Below are 15,438 nucleotides of genomic sequence, written 5' to 3'. Positions count from 1 at the left end.
TATGAGTCTTCCCAAACCTGACGAATTATTGGCTGATATAAATTTACATAAAACTCCAGAAAAAGATTGGATGGATATAAAGCCTGAATTAAAGAAAGGTTATTATCTTAGTATTGTAGATCCTAAGATTTTAGAAGAATTAGATCTGCCTAATATGGGAAAGTGGCAACCTTATGATGAAAAGTGGCCACTTCCTGAAAACTGGAAAGAGATTGTAAGGGAAGCTATTCTTAAAAGAATGGAAAAACATAGATCTTTTAAACTTTTTATGGATATATGTGTGAGGTGTGGAGCCTGTGCAGACAAGTGTCACTTTTTTCTTGGAACAGGTGATCCCAAAAACATGCCTGTTTTAAGAGCTGAACTTATAAGATCTATTGTAAAAGGAGAGTTTACTACTTTTGGGAAACTTCTTGGAAAATTTGCAGGAGCAAGGAAATTAACGGAAGATGTTATAAAAGAGTGGTTTTATTATTTTTATCAATGCACAGAGTGTAGAAGATGTTCAGTTTTTTGTCCTTATGGAATAGATACTGCAGAAATAACCATTATGATGAGAGAGATAATGCTTGAGCTTGGTATTGCCGCAGATTGGACATTAAAACCTGTTCATAATTCTTATTATATCGGTAACCATGTAGGAATTCCGCCTCATACCTTTAAAGAGAATTTAGAATTTTTAACCTGGGAATTTGAAGATATTACAGGAATACATATTGATTTGGACAAATATATAAATAGAAAGGGAGCTGAAATTTTATTTGTTCCTTTATCTGGAGACTATTTTGCTGAACCTGGAATTTATACTATGCTGGGCTATCTTGTTCTCTTCCATTACTTAGATCTTGATGTTACTATGAGTCCTTTTGCTACTGAGGGAGGAAATTTTGGATTTTTTAATTCTTTAGAGATGGCAAAAAGACTTCATTCAAAGATTTATGAAGAAGCAAAAAGATTAAAGGTTAAATGGATACTTGGTGGAGAATGTGGACACATGTGGAGGGTCTGGCATCAATATCATAATACCTGGTTTGGTCCAATTGACTTCTTAGAAGTCCCTAAATCTCCTATTACGGGAACAGTTTTTGAACATGCAAAATCTAATAAGATTGTACATATAATAGAATTTACTGCAGATCTAATTGCACATGGAAAATTAAGGCTTGATCCTTCAAGAAATGATCATCTTATTGTTACTTATCATGATTCCTGCAATCCTGCAAGAGCCATGGGAATTTTTGAAGAGCCAAGATTTATTTTAAAACATGTTTGTAATAACTTTGTTGAAATGCCCGAAAATACCATTAGAGAAAAGACCTTCTGTTGTGGAAGCGGTTCAGGACTTAATGCAGGAGAGAATATGGAAATAAGACAAAGAGGAGGTTTCCCAAGAGCAAATGCAGTAGAATATGTGCATAAAGAGTATGGAGTCAATCAATTAGTTTGCATTTGTGCTATTGATAGAGCTGTATTTCCTACTCTTTTAGGTTATTGGGTTCCTGGTGTTGAGGTAAGTGGTGTTCATGAGCTTGTGGCTAATGCATTAGTTTTTGAGGGAGAAAAATCAAGAGATGTAGACCTAAGAAGAAGACCCTTAAAACATCCTGTAAAAGGTAGAGATGCAGAATAGGAGGTATAAGCTATGTATAATACTGGTAAAGTACTATTTTTTATAGTAGTTTTAATTGTATTTTTTACTTCTCCAATGTGGTTAAATTTTGGAAGGTTAGAGGCTATTCCGCAACCTGAGTTACCTAAGGAAGAAAAAAAGTGTATAGAATCAAAGGAGTATATGAGAGCCTATCATATGAAATTACTTGATAATTGGAGAAAAAAGGCCATTCGTGAGAATCAACATGTCTATGTTGCAAGTGATGGTAAGACTTATACTATAAGTTTACAGAGAACTTGTATGAAGTGTCATACTAATAAGGAAAAATTTTGTGATAAGTGTCATAATTTTGCGATAACACACCCAGATTGCTGGGATTGCCATATTGCACCGGAGGTGGCGAAAAAATGGCAATAAAAAGAAGAGAATTTTTAAAATTAACAGGATTAACCTTATTAGGAACTGCGGTATCAACCGCAGTTGGTGACTTACTTACACGGGGAGAGATTAAAGCACAAGAATATACATCTCCCCCCGAGGCTTTAAAAGGAAAAAGATGGGCAATGGTAGTTGATGTTAAAAAGTGTAAAGAAGGGCAAACAAAGGGTTGTGGAAAAAAGTGTATAGAAGTTTGCCATTATCTTCACAATGTTCCCTCTATTCCTGATAAAAAGAAAGAAATAAAGTGGATTTGGGAGGATAGGTTTGAACACGCCTTTCCAGAACAGGCAGATGAGCATTTAGAAGAAATATTTAAAGACGTTCCGTTTTTACTTCTATGTAATCAATGTGATAATCCTCCCTGCGTAAGGGTCTGTCCTACTAAAGCCACATTTAAGAGACCGGATGGAATTGTGATGATGGATTTTCATAGATGTATTGGATGTCGTTTCTGCATGGCTGCATGTCCATTTGGAGCAAGATCTTTTAACTGGTTTGATCCTCGTCCATACATTAAAAAGGTAAATCCAGAGTATCCCACCCGTATGAAAGGTGTGGTAGAAAAATGTTTATTCTGTTATGAAAGATTAGCTCAGGGAAAAATTCCTGCATGTGTTGAAGCATGTCCAGAAAAAGCCCTTATATTTGGAGATCTTGGAGATCCAAACTCTGAAGTTAGTAAAATTTTAAAAGAAAGAGTCGCTATTAGAAGAAAAGCTGAATTAGGAACTCATCCTTCAGTATTTTATTTGATAGACTAAATTTTTTTAAAGAGGGGTGTAAATATGTTAGAAAAGGCATTAACAGGAAGTAAAAAATACTGGTTGTGGGTATTATTTTTATTGACTATTATTTTTATAGGTTTTCTTTGCTATCTTTATCAGTTTAAAGTAGGTTTAGGAATTACGGGAATGAGTAGAGATGTTTCATGGGGTTTTTATATTGCTAATTTTACCTTTTTAGTCGGAGTTGCAGCCTCAGCTGTGATGGTTGTTCTTCCCTATTATTGGCACAATTATAAAGAATTTGGGAAAATAACCATATTAGGAGAATTTTTAGCTGTTGCTGCAGTTACTATGTGTATTCTTTTTGTTTTTGTTGATCTTGGTCAGCCCATGAGGGTGCTAAATGTTATAAGGTTTCCTACTCCTAATTCTATTATGTTTTATGATGTAATTGTTTTAAGTGGATATTTACTTTTAAATTTAATTTGTGGATGGACTGTTTTACATGCAGAATATAAAGGAACCAAATATCCTTCTTGGTTAAAGCCAATTATTTATTTAGCTATAGTGTGGGCTCCAAGTATTCATATTGTTACTGCTTTTCTTTACCAGGGTTTACCAGGAAGACATTTTTGGTTAACTGCTATTATGGCACCAAGATTTTTAGCTTCAGCTTTTTCTTCAGGTCCAGCTTTTATTCTTATTGTAGCTTTATTACTTAAAAAGGTTGCCAATTTTGATCCAGGTAAAAAGGCAATTGAGACTTTATCCAAAATTGTAACCTATGCTTTTGTTATAAATGTATTATTCTTTCTCTTTGAAGTATTTACAGCTTTTTACAGTGGTATTCACAGCCATCAGGCTCCTATTAAATATTTATTTGTTGGACTTGAAGGTCATGCTGAATGGGTACCCTTTATGTGGACTTCTTATATTTTAGCAGCTATTGCCATAATACTTCTTGTAATTCCAGCAACCAGAAAAAATGAAACAACCTTAGTTCTTGCTTGTATGGCTGTATTCCTTTCTTGTTGGATTGATAAAGGTATTGGGTTAATCACCGGAGGGTATACTCCCACTCCATTTGAAACTATTACTCCCTATAGACCTACATTACCAGAGATTGGAATTACTTTAGGAGTTTGGGCGGTTGGATTTTTGATTATGACTATTCTTTACAAAATTGCTTTGGGAGTAAAGTCCTCTAAAGATTTAGTGGTAAAATACGAAGGAGTTTTGTATAAGAAGTAAGGTATTTTGAAAATCTATTATAATATTCCTCGGATTCTTATTTCTTCTCATAAAGGTGGTGCTGGGAAGACTGTATTTACTATAGGATTAATCTCAACCTTTAGATCTTTGGGATTTAAACTATCAGCCTTTAAAAAAGGTCCTGACTATATAGATGCAGGTTGGCTAAGTAAAATTTCTAACATCCCCTGCAGAAATTTGGATTTATTTTTATTTGACGAAAAAGATAATTTATATTCTTTTTATCTTGGTTCTAAGGATTCTGAACTTGCTATTATCGAGGGAAATAGAGGACTTTTTGATGGACTTGATGTATTTGGAAGTTGTAGCACTTCAAAACTTGCCCAGCTTTTAAAAGCTCCAGTGATATTAGTGTTAGATTGTACCAAAGTAACAAGAAGTATGGCAGCTTTAGTAAAAGGTTTTCTTGAGTTTGAAAAAGAAGTAAAGATTAAAGGAGTTGTTTTAAATAGAATAGCAAGAACAAGACATGAAGACATAATAAGAAAATCTATAGAATTTTACACAGATGTAGAGGTGCTTGGAGTTATTCCAAAACTTAAAAATCTACCACAGGAAAGACATTTAGGACTTGTTACTTCTTTTGAATACGATGAAAGTTCATTTTTAGAACAGCTTCAAAGCATAATAAAAGAAAATGTAAATATTAATAGGTTATTAGAAATTAGCAAAGATGTGCCTCCATTGGAGATAGAGTTACCTCAAATAGAAAATGTTTTAGATTGTAAAGGTTTAAAAATAGGAGTTTTTAGAGATGAGGCATTTCAATTTTATTATCCTGAAAATTTAGAATTTTTGACTAAATTGGGGGCTGAGTTAGTTTTCATAAACTCCTTTAAGGATAGAAGATTACCCGAGGTTTCTGGTTTATATTTAGGAGGTGGATTTCCTGAAGTAAGAGCTGAAGAACTTTCTGAAAATAAGGAACTTATGAAAGATGTTAAAACAGCGGTTTTAGAGGGTATGCCGGTTTATGCTGAATGTGGTGGCTTAATGTATTTAGGGGAAAAAATAATATGGGAGAAAAAAGAATATCCGATGAGTAAAGTTTTACCCATTACTTTTATCGTAGAGAAATATCCGCAGGGACATGGTTATGTAATAGCAAATGTAAAAGAAAAAAATCCTTATTTTGAATTAGGGAATTCTATAAAAGGGCATGAATTTCACTATTCAAAACCAGTTGAAGTAAAATTTAATGATGAGATGAAATTTGTATTTGAGCTTGAGAAAGGAAGCGGATTTGATGGAAAAAGAGACGGAATTTTATATAAAAATTTATTCGCAACCTATACCCATATTCATATTTTTAGTGTAAAATGTTGGGCAATAAACTTTTTAAAGAAAGCTTTAGAGTTTAAAGAGTAAAAATTATACTAAAGGAGGTGTGGTATGGTTGAGATTACTGTAAATTATGACACCTGTGAAGCCTGTGGAAGTTGCATTGATTCTTGTCCGGCACAGGTTTATGACAAGGGAGAAGATGGAAAGCCCATTGTTGCAAGACCTGATGAGTGTATGGTTTGCATGACCTGTGTAGAGGTTTGTCCAACAGGATCTATTACTGTTAAGGAACTTTAAAAACTTAAGAGGGGGCTTTATGCCCCCTCTTATCTAAATTTTTCTTTTAGTTTCTCAGCTACAATTTTAGGAACTAAGTCTTCTATATTCCCACCAAATTTAGCTACTTCTTTAACGAGAGAAGAACTTAAAAATATCCATTTTAAACTGGTTAAAAGAAAAACCGTATCTATACTATTAGAAAGTTTTCTATTCATTAAAGCTAATTGCATTTCGTATTCAAAATCAGAAACTGCTCTTAATCCCCTTATTATAGCACAGGCAGATTTTTTTTTGGCAAAATCTATTAATAACCCAGAAAATGGTTCAACTTCAATTCTGTAACTATCAGGCAGTTCTTTTACTGCTTCTTTTACTAAATACACTCGTTCTTCTATAGTAAAAAGTGGCTTTTTTTGAGGATTTTCTCCAATAGCTATTATAACTACATCAAAAAGTTTTAAGGCCCTTTTGATTATATCTAAATGACCATTAGTGATAGGATCAAAAGTGCCAGGATAAATTCCTATTTTTTTATTTTCCATCATAAAAATTTATATAAAAAACCTTTAATTTGGGTTTTCCTTCCAATTTTCCGAAACCTAAAAATCCTTCTAAAAATTCTATATATTTTGTTTCTGGACCCTTAACTATTCTTAATATAAAAGCAAGTTCTTGAACACTTCTTAACTTAGATTTTTCGTATCTATAAAGCCCCCACATTAGTTTTAAAAAGGTATAGTCATTTTGCTTATAATATTCCCATAATTTTAAAAAAGCACTATAATTTCTTTCCATCCCTTCGTCATAAAGTGGCAAAATTGCCGGAAAATAATAAAAATTAGTAGCTTTGTTTGAGGATCCATACCCATAAGATTCGTATCCGTAGAGTAAAGGCCATATCCGATATTCCTTTTGTTTAATATTTTCAGTTTGTTCTGTATATTTATACTTAGAGAAAATCAAAAATCTATATTCCCTTTCATCAAATTTTAAATTTCCTTGAGTAAGATGGTCCTCTTTATAAAAATACAAAGGCCAAATAATAAAATAATCTAAGCTATCACTTTTTTTAACATATCCATAAAAGGGCCAATACCTCACTCCCTTAATATCTTTTCCTTCTATTTTTCTATAAAAAGGCCAGGGTGCATCAAGTTGTTTATAATAATAATTTTTAGCACAAACCTTCTGGAAAAAAGGCCAAAGGATAATTTCTCTGTTATAAGTGTCTGTATCTTCTCTGATATAAAAGGGAAATACTATAAATCTATCAGAATATTCATTTTCAAGATCCTTAAATTTAGTTTTTATGTAAAAGGGCCAAAAAACAAACTTTCTTTCAGTATCCCCTTCTTTAAAATGTCCATAAATGGGCCAGAACTTAAAGCCACTATATTTAGCAGATTCCTTTTTTTCTTTCTCCTTTATAATTCTTATAAATGGCCAAAAATAATTATAAGCTATGTAATCTTCGTATTCAATTTTACTGTAAAGTGGCCAAAGAACAAAAGTAATCTCCTTTTTACCAAATCTATTTTTAAACTTTCCATAAATAGGGAAAATACCCCCATAGGTTTCATTTTGAGTAGTTTGTCCCCAGAAAACAGGAAAGAAATCAAAATGTCTTTCTTCCTCTTTTTCTTCTGGGGTTTTGATCCAGGTTTTATTAATTAAGGGAACAAATTTTAAAGAGGTAGTTTCATTGTCAGATTTATAAATTCCTAACGGAGAAAGAAAGAATATTTTTTTAATTTCGGGTCTTTTTACTGAAGAATAGAAAGGTCTAAAGGAGGTTCCATTTTCTCCAGGAAATGAATATTTATAAAAAAAAGGACCAGCAATTTCCAATCTTTCCATCTTATCAAGTTTATTTTTACTATAAACTACAAAAGGCCAAAGATTAAGACGTTTTTCATAGCTGTCTTCATAGGAAAATAATTGAGAAGAAAAAAATAAAAGAATAATTAAACCCCAAATCAAACAAAAAAAATATTTAGGAAAGCTATACATTGGTATTAAATTATATTTTATTATGTAGATAAAGTCAATACTTTTGGTGTGTCAATATTTTTGGGTGCTTTAGATTATAAAAATTTAAACAGTTTATTTTTAGGAAATTTAGCCCTTAAAGAATTTAGCTGATTATAAAACGTTAAAAAATTTCAATTTAATTTCAATTTACCCTTGACTTAAGTTTTAAAACTTATAAAATTTTAAAATTGTATGATAATAAAATTTAATTTACTTCCCAAAAAAGAGGTATTAAAACCAGAATTAGAAAAAGAAAAATATCCCTTTTTGAAAACATTATTAATAGTTTTTTTAGTAGTGATGATAGGTATTATAGTTGAAGGATTTCATTTGGAATATACCTTAAGAAATTTAAGAAATGAGAAAATAGAAAAAGAAAAAAAACTTGCAGAATATAAGAAAATTGCAGAAAGAGTGCAAGAATTAGAAAAAGGAAATGAAGAAATTAAGAAACGCATTGCTACAATTATAGAACTTAAAAAAAATCAGGGTAGGGAGCTTCAAAAATTAGAAACATTAATAGCAAATATAGGGAAAAATAGAATCGCTTTTACTGAACTTTCGTTAGAACCTTCTAAAGCCGAAATAAACGGTGTTAGTTCAGATCTAAAAGATATAGCTAATTATTTGAAAAACTTAGAAAATATTAAAGAAGTTATAAAAGAGGTATCTTTAAACAAAACCCAAAAAAAAGAAGCATACATAGAGTTTAAAGCAGGAGTTTCTTTTTAGCTATGGAAACTTTTTGGGAAAAGCTTAGATCTTGGGAAGAAGGAGCTACAAAAAGAGAAAAATTTTTGATCGTTTTTATTTTGGTTTTGGTTCCTTTGTTTTTATTTTATCAGTTTTACTATACCGAGACCAAGGAAAAAATAAATATTTTAAAAGAGGAGATCAATAAATTAGATTTAGAAATTAAAAAATACAAAAAAATAACAGAAAAAATGAAAGTTTTAGAAGTTCAAATGAAACAGAGAGAAGAATTTTTAAACAGAATAAAAGAAATTTTGCCTTCAGAAAAAGAGATTCCTGATGTTTTAAAAAGGGTTTCTGATCTTGCTAAAGAGAACAATTTAGAAGTGATAACCTTTGAACCAGGCAAAGAAGATCCTAGAGATTACTACAATATAGTACCTTTTAAGATGGAAATTAAAGGTCGCTTTAATAATATTATCAATTTCCTCAATTCTATAGAAAGTTTAGAAAGATTAATAGTTTTAAATGATATTAAATTGCAAGCAAAGGCTAGCCAATTGGTAGCTACAGCAACTTTTTATACCTATAAATATACGGGTGTGCCTTTAAAGAAAGAAGAAAAAGAAGAAACAAAAGGAAAAAAGAAATGATCAAGTATTTTGTAACATTTTTTTTAGCTGTATTACTATTAGCGGGTTGCTTTCAAAAAGAAGAAAAAACGAGCATAGTCAAAAAGGGGGGAGAAGAGCAAAAAATTGAAGATACAGAACTTAAAAACTGGATGAAAACCTTAGAGGAAAAATCTTATAAAATTGATGTAAGTAAACTTAAAAATCCATTTATCGCTCCAGAAACTCTAAAAGCTTTTTCAGAAAAAAAAGAAAAAATACCTTTAGAACTTGTAGGGGTTTTAGAAAAAAAGGGAGAAAAAATGGCTTTATTAGAGGATAATAACAAAAAGGGTTATATAGTTAAAGTGGGAAATAAGATAGGTAACATTAAAATTTTAAAAATAGGGAAAGATTATGTAATAGTAGAGGAGGAAGAAACTAACATTTATGGAGAAAAAGAGGTCAGAAAAAGGTTATTACCTTTGAAAAAGGAGAAAATGCCATGAAAATAAGAATGGGACTTAAAATTTTTATTTTTATTCTGAGCTTATTTTTAACCAAATTTAATTGTTTTGCCTTAGAAAAAAGAATTCATTTAGAAAATGTATTATTTTTGCAAAAACCTGAAGATAAATTAATTTTTGAGTTTGATAATAAGCCTAAATATGAAGTTTCTAAAGAGAATACGAAAATAAAATTCACTTTTTATAATGTTTCCCCAAAAACCTCAACATGGATGAGAACCCTTCCTAAGGAAATATTTAAAGAAATAAACGCTTCTTATGAGAAAGAAAAATTATATTTAGAATTTACTTTAAATAAACCTTTTAATTTTAAAGCTTCTACTTTTGCAAATAAATTAATAGTTGATTTAATATGGGAAACACCGGAAAAGCCGGTTAAAATAGTTATTAAAAAGGAAAGCCTTGAATATTTAGAAAAAAAGCCTTTATCAGAGATTGAAACTACTCTTCCTAAGGAATCAAAGTTTCCTGAATATGAAATCTATTTAGGTGCTCACAGAATGAAAATGCCTTTAACTGCTAAAGAATATAAGGGAATTCCTGTTTCTGTAGATTTTCAGGAAGCAGATATTCACGCAGTTTTGAGATTTCTTGCTGAGGTTGGTGGAATTAACATTGTTGCCAGTGAACAAGTTAAAGGTATGGTAACTTTAAAAGCCAAGGAAGTTCCTTGGGACTTGTTATTAGATGTAATCCTTGCTAATAATGGACTGGCTAAAATTACCATTGGTAATGTAACAAGAGTAGGAAAAATAGAAGAGATTAAAAAAGAAGCAGAACTTTACAGAGACTATATGAGAGCTCTTGGAGAAAGCACAGAGGGAATTAGAAGAGAGATTGAAAATCAGAGAGATATTTTAAGAGCTATACAAGAAACAGAAGAAATGACAAATAAACTTATTACCAAAACTTTTAAGTTGAAACATATAAGAGCAAGTAAAGTGGTAGATATAATGAAAAATCAGAGAATTTCAGAAAAGCTTGCAGAAATTTTGAAAGACCCCAACAAAATTACCTTTGACCCTTTCACCAATATTCTTATCGTTAAAGCAACACCTAAGGTATTAGAAGAAATGGAAGCGATAATTAAAGAAATAGATAAACCGAGACCACAGTTTTTAATTGAAGCAAGAATAGTAGAAGTCAATGATACTTATGTTCACGAACTTGGAGTAAGATGGGGAGGAGCTACTTGGAGAGCAACTGAACATAGTATTTGGGGCGTTTCTCCCAATCCATCTTCATCTACTGGTAGTATGACTTATACATATCCTGGAGGGGGTTACACTTCTACTAACGCCACAATTTCACTTCCTACTCCAACCATTGTAGATCTTGGAGCAATGCCTACACAAATGGCTAACCCCAGTGCCTTAGGAATAATTTTAGGTTATTTTGGTAAAAATATTGCATTATTAGATTTTCAGCTTTCTGCTCTTGAAGAAAAGGGAGTTGGAAGAATCATTTCTAAACCAAAAATACTTACCTTAGATAGAGAACCAGCAACTATTCAACAGGGATATAGAATTCCATATTTGAGTTATGCTGCTGAAATAAGAGAAGCAACAGTTAATTTTATAGATGCTGGGTTAAAATTTAATGTTACTCCTTCTTTAACTCCTGAAGGGAAAATTCTTTTAGATATATCTATTGAAAGGTCCTATCCAGATTGGACTCACACTGTAGCTGGACAGCCAACTATAATAACAAATAATATTCAAACTTCAGCTCTTGTTGATAACGGAGAAACACTTGTTATAGGGGGAATTAAAGTTACAAATGTCATAGAAAATATAGATCAAGTTCCTGGTTTAGGAAATATTCCAGGTATTGGAGAAGCTTTTAAAAGACGCGGAAAACAATTAACTAATGCTGAGCTTATAGTATTTATTACACCTAAGATTGCATACATTCCTATTGCTGGAATAGATTATTAAGTAAAACTCTTACTAATTCTTAAAAGTTCTAAGCTTTTCCATGAAACATTTTGAAGTTATTGTAATTGGTGGTGGACTTGCTGGTTCAGAAGCCTCATGGCAAATTGCTCAAAGAGGTATCAGAGTAAAACTTTATGAAATGAGACCTGTAAAAATGACTCCCGCCCATAAAACTGACAAATTTGCTGAACTGGTATGCTCTAATTCACTTCGTTCAAAAGATCTAAAAAACGCAGTAGGATTGCTAAAAGAGGAGTTAAAAATTTTAAAATCCTTAATAATGGAAGCTGCTATAAATTGCGAAATTGAAGGAGGAAAAGCTCTCGTAGTTGATAGAACTTGCTTTGCAGATTACATTACACAAAAACTTTTAAATCATCCATTGATTGAAGTAATAAGAGAAGAAGTTATAGAAATTCCAAAAGACAAAATTGTAATCGTTGCAACTGGTCCCCTTACTTCAAAAAAATTAGCAGAAAATCTTGCAAAACTTATTGAAGTTCCCTACTTACATTTCTATGATGCCATTTCTCCCATAGTTTACGCTGACTCTATAAATTGGGAAAAAGTTTTTATTGCAGATAGATATGGAGAAGGGGAGGGGAGTTATATAAATTGTCCTTTAACCAAGGAAGAATACGAAAGATTTGTAGAAGAATTACTTAAAGCTGAAAAGGTCCCTTTACATCCTTTTGAAGATTCCAAATATTTTGAAGGATGTTTGCCTATTGAAGTTATGGCAGAAAGAGGGAAAGATACCCTTCGCTATGGTCCTATGAAACCAACAGGACTTATAGATCCAAAAACGGGCAAAGAACCCTATGCAGTTGTTCAGCTCCGTCCAGAAAATAAAGAAAAAACTCTTTATAACATGGTCGGTTTTCAGACAAAGCTGAAGTATCCAGAACAAATAAGAATTTTTAGAATGATTCCAGGATTAGAAAAGGCAGAATTTGCTCGTTTAGGCTCAATTCATAGAAACACCTTTGTTAATGCTCCATTAGTTTTAGAGCCAACTCTTCAGCTCAAAAAATTTCCTAATATTTTTCTTGCAGGACAGATTACAGGAGTTGAAGGATATGTAGAATCTACAGCTATGGGACTTATAGCAGGTATAAATGCAGAAAGATTAATAAAAGAAAAACCTCTTGTTGTTCCACCAAAGGAGACTGCAATTGGTTCCTTAATCAATTATCTTCAAACTGCAAATTCTAAATACTTTCAACCGATGAATATAAACTGGGGACTTTTTCCACCTCTCGAAGAGAAAATTCCTAAAAAATTTAAATATGTCAAATTAGCAGAAAAGGCTTTAAAGGCTTTACAAAATTGGATTAGAGAAAACTCAATTATTGAGTAAAAGGACCACTTATATAGCCCTTTATAACAGGTATACTTACATCTTTATCAACTTCTAACCACACTACATTATCCTCAATTTTAACAATTTTTCCCACCACTCCACCAGCAGTAAAAACTTTTTGTCCTACTCTCAATTCTGAAAGAAATTTTTGATGCTCTTTCATTCTTTTTTGTTGAGGTCTAATGAGAAGGAGATAAAAAATAATAAAAATAAGAATTAAAGGAAGTAGAGTAAAAAGAAAACCAATTAGTCCTCCTCCCTGAGGAGCCTGCCCTTGTTGAGGGGGTGTTCCCATAGAAAAAGCAAGATTTACAAAAAAGTTTAGTAAATTCATAAGCCCTCCTGTTTAAAATAATATTGAGCTATTTCTTCTCTCAAATCTTCAAGAGTTTCTGTTTTAATAGCATTTTTAATATGTTCCATTAGTTTAGCATAATAAACCAAATTGTGAAGGGTTAAAAGGAAGTAAGCTAAAAGCTCTTTGGCATGAAAAAGATGTCTCAAATATCCGCGAGAATAATTTCTGCAGGTATAACATTCGCATTCTGGATCAAGTGGAGAAGAATCGTATTTTAAAGAAGCATTTTTTATAGAAAGGGGGCCTACCGAGGTGAAAACCGTTCCTCTTCTTGCATTTCTCGTTGGCAAAACACAGTCAAACATGTCTATTCCTCTCATAACTGCATCTATTATGTCTAAAGGAGTCCCTATACCCATTACATATCTTGGTTTATCTTGAGGCATAAATTCAACACTTATTTCTATCATTTGATTTCTGATTTCTAAAGGTTCTCCCACTGAAAGCCCACCTATGGCATATCCATCAAAATCTAAAGAAGTAATAAATTTAGCACTATATGCTCTTAAATCCTCATACATTCCACCCTGAATTATTCCAAAAACTGCCTGTTTTTCGTTTTTATGTCTTTCCCAATATTTTAAAGATTCAACAGCCCACTTATGAGTCAGTTCCGTAAGTGATTTGGTTTCTTCGTAAGATAAGGGATAGGGAATACATGTATCAAGAACCATCATAATATCTGAACCGAGTTTTCTTTGAATATCCATAGCTATTGTTGGAGAAAAAAAGTGTTCGCTTCCATCTATGTGAGATTTAAAAAGTATTCCCTCTTCAGTTATTTTTCTGAATTGGGAAAGACTGTAAACTTGGAATCCACCACTATCCGTAAGTATAAGTCTTTTCCAGTTCATAAATCTATGAATTCCTCCGAGTTCATGAATTATATCTGGTCCTGGTCTAAGATAAAGGTGATATGTATTGGAAAGAATGATATTATACCCAAGGGAACTTACAATTTCAGGTGGCATAGTTTTAACAGTTCCCTGAGTTCCAACAGGCATAAAAACTGGGGTTTCAACAACTCCTCTGTGAGTGATAATTTTCCCTATTCTGGCTGAAGTTTTTTTACTTTGGTAAATGATTTTAAAGTTAAACATAATTTTGAATTTTTTTACATGCTTTCAAGAAGTTAGGTTTCATATTTAATAAAGTTTCTTCAGAAACACAAAAAGATAATCTTACATGATTTGCACTTCCAAAAGCCCTCCCGGGGACTACAAGAATAAGTTCTTCTTTAAGAATTTTGCAAAATTCAAGGTCATCTATTGGGACCTTAGGAAATATAAAAAATCCTCCTTTGGGTTTAACAAAAGACAATCCAGCTTCTTTTAAAATATCGCAAATTATGTCTCTTCTCTTTTGATAGATTTCTACATTTACCTTGGAGAAGGCACAATTTGCTACAATTCTCTGCGCAAGAGCAGGAGCATTTACAAAACCAAGAATGCGATTACATATCACCATACCCTCTAAAATATTTCTTTTGTTTTCCATCTCTGGATGGACAGCTATAAAACCAATTCTTTCTCCTGCTAAAGAAAGCTCTTTTGAAAAACTATAGGCAATAATGCTGTTAGGATAGTATTGAAATATTGAAGGAACTCTTTCATTATCAAAGGTAAGATTCCGATAGGGCTCATCAGAAACAAGATAAATAGGTCTGCCAAGCTCTTTACTTTTTTTACTGAGGAGTTCTGAAAGCTTTTTTATCTCTTCTTCTGAATATATTTGACCTGTAGGATTGTTGGGGGAATTAATTAAAAAAATCTTGGTTTTTTGAGTAATTGCACTCTCTATTTTTTCAAAATCTAAACTAAAATCCTCTTTTGTAGGAATGGGTTTAGGAACTCCCTGATGATTTTCTATATAAAAGAAATATTCTACAAAGTATGGAGAGGGAAATAAAACTTCTTCTCCAGAATTTAAAAGAGTTTTGAAAATAACATTTAAAGCTCCTGCTGCACCACAGCTCATTACAATTTCTTCAGAACTTACCTTAACTCCCTGTTCTTGCGTTACTTTTTTAGCCATAACTTCTCTAACAAAAGGAAAACCAGCATTGGGCATATAGCGATGATATGAGGGATCGTAATTTTTAACAATTTCTTCCAAGGTTTCTTTAACTTCTACTGGAGGAGGTAAATCCGGATTTCCTAAGCTTAAATCAAAAACTTTGTCCTCCCCAAACTTTTTTTTAAGTTCTAAGCCATCTTCAAACATTTTCCTTATCCAAGAGCTTCTTTCTATGTAAATTTCTACTTGTTTAGACATATACATTTTTCTTTCCCCCTTAAGGATTAAA

16 protein-coding genes are annotated in these 15,438 nt (G+C 31.9%); 11 read left to right on the top strand and 5 right to left on the bottom strand.

All coding sequences use genetic code 11. The annotated features are described in order from the left end of the window. Position 1: 1 nt before the first annotated feature. The 6 genes from dsrK to ACLGLP_RS06740 are packed head-to-tail and all read left to right on the top strand — an operon-like array spanning position 2 to position 5,631. Positions 2 to 1,630, top strand: a complete 1,629-nt coding sequence (gene dsrK, locus ACLGLP_RS06765) for a sulfate reduction electron transfer complex DsrMKJOP subunit DsrK (protein ID WP_492112521.1) — start codon at positions 2 to 4, stop codon at positions 1,628 to 1,630. A gap of 12 nt (positions 1,631 to 1,642) precedes the next feature. Further along, complete coding sequence (dsrJ, locus tag ACLGLP_RS06760) at positions 1,643 to 2,029, top strand: sulfate reduction electron transfer complex DsrMKJOP subunit DsrJ (RefSeq protein WP_492112520.1); 387 nt, start codon at positions 1,643 to 1,645, stop codon at positions 2,027 to 2,029. Beyond that, positions 2,020 to 2,814, top strand: a complete 795-nt coding sequence (dsrO, locus tag ACLGLP_RS06755; protein WP_492112519.1) for a sulfate reduction electron transfer complex DsrMKJOP subunit DsrO — start codon at positions 2,020 to 2,022, stop codon at positions 2,812 to 2,814. The genes dsrJ and dsrO overlap by 10 nt, the downstream gene beginning before the upstream one ends. A 24-nt stretch (positions 2,815 to 2,838) precedes the next feature. Further along, positions 2,839 to 4,029, top strand: a complete 1,191-nt coding sequence (gene dsrP / locus ACLGLP_RS06750; RefSeq protein WP_492112518.1) for a sulfate reduction electron transfer complex DsrMKJOP subunit DsrP — start codon at positions 2,839 to 2,841, stop codon at positions 4,027 to 4,029. A 6-nt stretch (positions 4,030 to 4,035) separates the two neighbouring features. Continuing rightward, entirely contained in the window at positions 4,036 to 5,418 is a 1,383-nt protein-coding gene (locus ACLGLP_RS06745) for a cobyrinic acid a,c-diamide synthase CobB (protein WP_492112517.1), read from the top strand. Between the two features lie 24 nt (positions 5,419 to 5,442). Continuing rightward, the gene (locus tag ACLGLP_RS06740) at positions 5,443 to 5,631 is read left to right on the top strand and encodes a 4Fe-4S dicluster domain-containing protein (protein ID WP_492112516.1); all 189 of its coding nucleotides are present in this window, start codon (positions 5,443 to 5,445) and stop codon (positions 5,629 to 5,631) included. 29 nt (positions 5,632 to 5,660) lie between these two features. On the opposite strand, the gene coaD is transcribed toward ACLGLP_RS06740, so the two are convergent. Further along, positions 5,661 to 6,155 (bottom strand): pantetheine-phosphate adenylyltransferase, encoded by a 495-nt coding sequence (gene coaD / locus ACLGLP_RS06735; RefSeq protein WP_492112515.1) that lies wholly within the window; start codon positions 6,153 to 6,155, stop codon positions 5,661 to 5,663. Next, complete coding sequence (locus ACLGLP_RS06730) at positions 6,145 to 7,623, bottom strand: hypothetical protein (RefSeq protein WP_492112514.1); 1,479 nt, start codon at positions 7,621 to 7,623, stop codon at positions 6,145 to 6,147. Before ACLGLP_RS06730 ends, coaD begins: the two co-directional genes overlap by 11 nt. Positions 7,624 to 7,836: 213 nt before the next feature. Here ACLGLP_RS06730 and ACLGLP_RS06725 point away from each other — a divergent pair, with 213 nt between their 5' ends. Genes ACLGLP_RS06725 through trmFO form a run of 5 tightly spaced genes read left to right on the top strand, consistent with a single transcriptional unit; the run spans position 7,837 to position 12,772 of the window. Then, positions 7,837 to 8,376 carry a PilN domain-containing protein gene (locus ACLGLP_RS06725; RefSeq protein ID WP_492112513.1) on the top strand — a complete coding sequence of 180 codons (540 nt, stop codon included), beginning with the start codon at positions 7,837 to 7,839 and terminating at the stop codon, positions 8,374 to 8,376. Between the two features lie 2 nt (positions 8,377 to 8,378). Beyond that, a complete protein-coding gene (locus tag ACLGLP_RS06720) occupies positions 8,379 to 8,990 on the top strand; it encodes a type IV pilus inner membrane component PilO (protein ID WP_492112512.1) in 612 nt (203 codons plus the stop codon). Beyond that, entirely contained in the window at positions 8,987 to 9,457 is a 471-nt protein-coding gene (locus ACLGLP_RS06715; RefSeq protein ID WP_492112511.1) for a hypothetical protein, read from the top strand. The genes ACLGLP_RS06720 and ACLGLP_RS06715 overlap by 4 nt, the downstream gene beginning before the upstream one ends. Then, on the top strand, positions 9,454 to 11,412 hold the full coding sequence (gene pilQ / locus ACLGLP_RS06710) for a type IV pilus secretin PilQ (RefSeq protein WP_492112510.1): 1,959 nt from the start codon (positions 9,454 to 9,456) through the stop codon (positions 11,410 to 11,412). Before ACLGLP_RS06715 ends, pilQ begins: the two co-directional genes overlap by 4 nt. Before the next feature lie 40 nt (positions 11,413 to 11,452). Further along, complete coding sequence (gene trmFO / locus ACLGLP_RS06705) at positions 11,453 to 12,772, top strand: methylenetetrahydrofolate--tRNA-(uracil(54)-C(5))-methyltransferase (FADH(2)-oxidizing) TrmFO (protein ID WP_492112509.1); 1,320 nt, start codon at positions 11,453 to 11,455, stop codon at positions 12,770 to 12,772. Here trmFO and yajC read toward each other — a convergent pair. Genes yajC through ACLGLP_RS06690 form a run of 3 tightly spaced genes read right to left on the bottom strand, consistent with a single transcriptional unit; the run spans position 12,762 to position 15,407 of the window. Further along, the gene (gene yajC, locus ACLGLP_RS06700; protein ID WP_492112508.1) at positions 12,762 to 13,109 is read right to left on the bottom strand and encodes a preprotein translocase subunit YajC; all 348 of its coding nucleotides are present in this window, start codon (positions 13,107 to 13,109) and stop codon (positions 12,762 to 12,764) included. The genes trmFO and yajC overlap by 11 nt on opposite strands. After that, a complete protein-coding gene (gene tgt / locus ACLGLP_RS06695; RefSeq protein ID WP_492112507.1) occupies positions 13,106 to 14,233 on the bottom strand; it encodes a tRNA guanosine(34) transglycosylase Tgt in 1,128 nt (375 codons plus the stop codon). The genes yajC and tgt overlap by 4 nt, the downstream gene beginning before the upstream one ends. Then, a complete protein-coding gene (locus ACLGLP_RS06690; RefSeq protein WP_492112506.1) occupies positions 14,226 to 15,407 on the bottom strand; it encodes a pyridoxal phosphate-dependent aminotransferase in 1,182 nt (393 codons plus the stop codon). Before ACLGLP_RS06690 ends, tgt begins: the two co-directional genes overlap by 8 nt. Positions 15,408 to 15,438: the final 31 nt, after the last annotated feature.

Source organism: Caldimicrobium sp. SLHALR3 (genome assembly GCF_058692735.1).
Note: the sequence above shows the minus strand (reverse complement) of the source record. Positions and strands in the feature narration are given on the sequence as shown.

Coding starts and splice junctions, on each gene's coding strand:
- ACLGLP_RS06715 (WP_492112511.1), top strand. CDS start 8,987: ATGATCAAGTATTTTGTAACATTTTTTTTAGCTGTATTACTATTAGCG.
- yajC (WP_492112508.1), bottom strand. CDS start 13,109: ATGAATTTACTAAACTTTTTTGTAAATCTTGCTTTTTCTATGGGAACA.
- ACLGLP_RS06720 (WP_492112512.1), top strand. CDS start 8,379: ATGGAAACTTTTTGGGAAAAGCTTAGATCTTGGGAAGAAGGAGCTACA.
- ACLGLP_RS06730 (WP_492112514.1), bottom strand. CDS start 7,623: ATGTATAGCTTTCCTAAATATTTTTTTTGTTTGATTTGGGGTTTAATT.
- pilQ (WP_492112510.1), top strand. CDS start 9,454: ATGAAAATAAGAATGGGACTTAAAATTTTTATTTTTATTCTGAGCTTA.
- dsrO (WP_492112519.1), top strand. CDS start 2,020: ATGGCAATAAAAAGAAGAGAATTTTTAAAATTAACAGGATTAACCTTA.
- dsrP (WP_492112518.1), top strand. CDS start 2,839: ATGTTAGAAAAGGCATTAACAGGAAGTAAAAAATACTGGTTGTGGGTA.
- ACLGLP_RS06725 (WP_492112513.1), top strand. CDS start 7,837: ATGATAATAAAATTTAATTTACTTCCCAAAAAAGAGGTATTAAAACCA.
- ACLGLP_RS06690 (WP_492112506.1), bottom strand. CDS start 15,407: ATGTCTAAACAAGTAGAAATTTACATAGAAAGAAGCTCTTGGATAAGG.
- dsrJ (WP_492112520.1), top strand. CDS start 1,643: ATGTATAATACTGGTAAAGTACTATTTTTTATAGTAGTTTTAATTGTA.
- tgt (WP_492112507.1), bottom strand. CDS start 14,233: ATGTTTAACTTTAAAATCATTTACCAAAGTAAAAAAACTTCAGCCAGA.
- trmFO (WP_492112509.1), top strand. CDS start 11,453: ATGAAACATTTTGAAGTTATTGTAATTGGTGGTGGACTTGCTGGTTCA.
- ACLGLP_RS06740 (WP_492112516.1), top strand. CDS start 5,443: ATGGTTGAGATTACTGTAAATTATGACACCTGTGAAGCCTGTGGAAGT.
- coaD (WP_492112515.1), bottom strand. CDS start 6,155: ATGGAAAATAAAAAAATAGGAATTTATCCTGGCACTTTTGATCCTATC.
- dsrK (WP_492112521.1), top strand. CDS start 2: ATGAGTCTTCCCAAACCTGACGAATTATTGGCTGATATAAATTTACAT.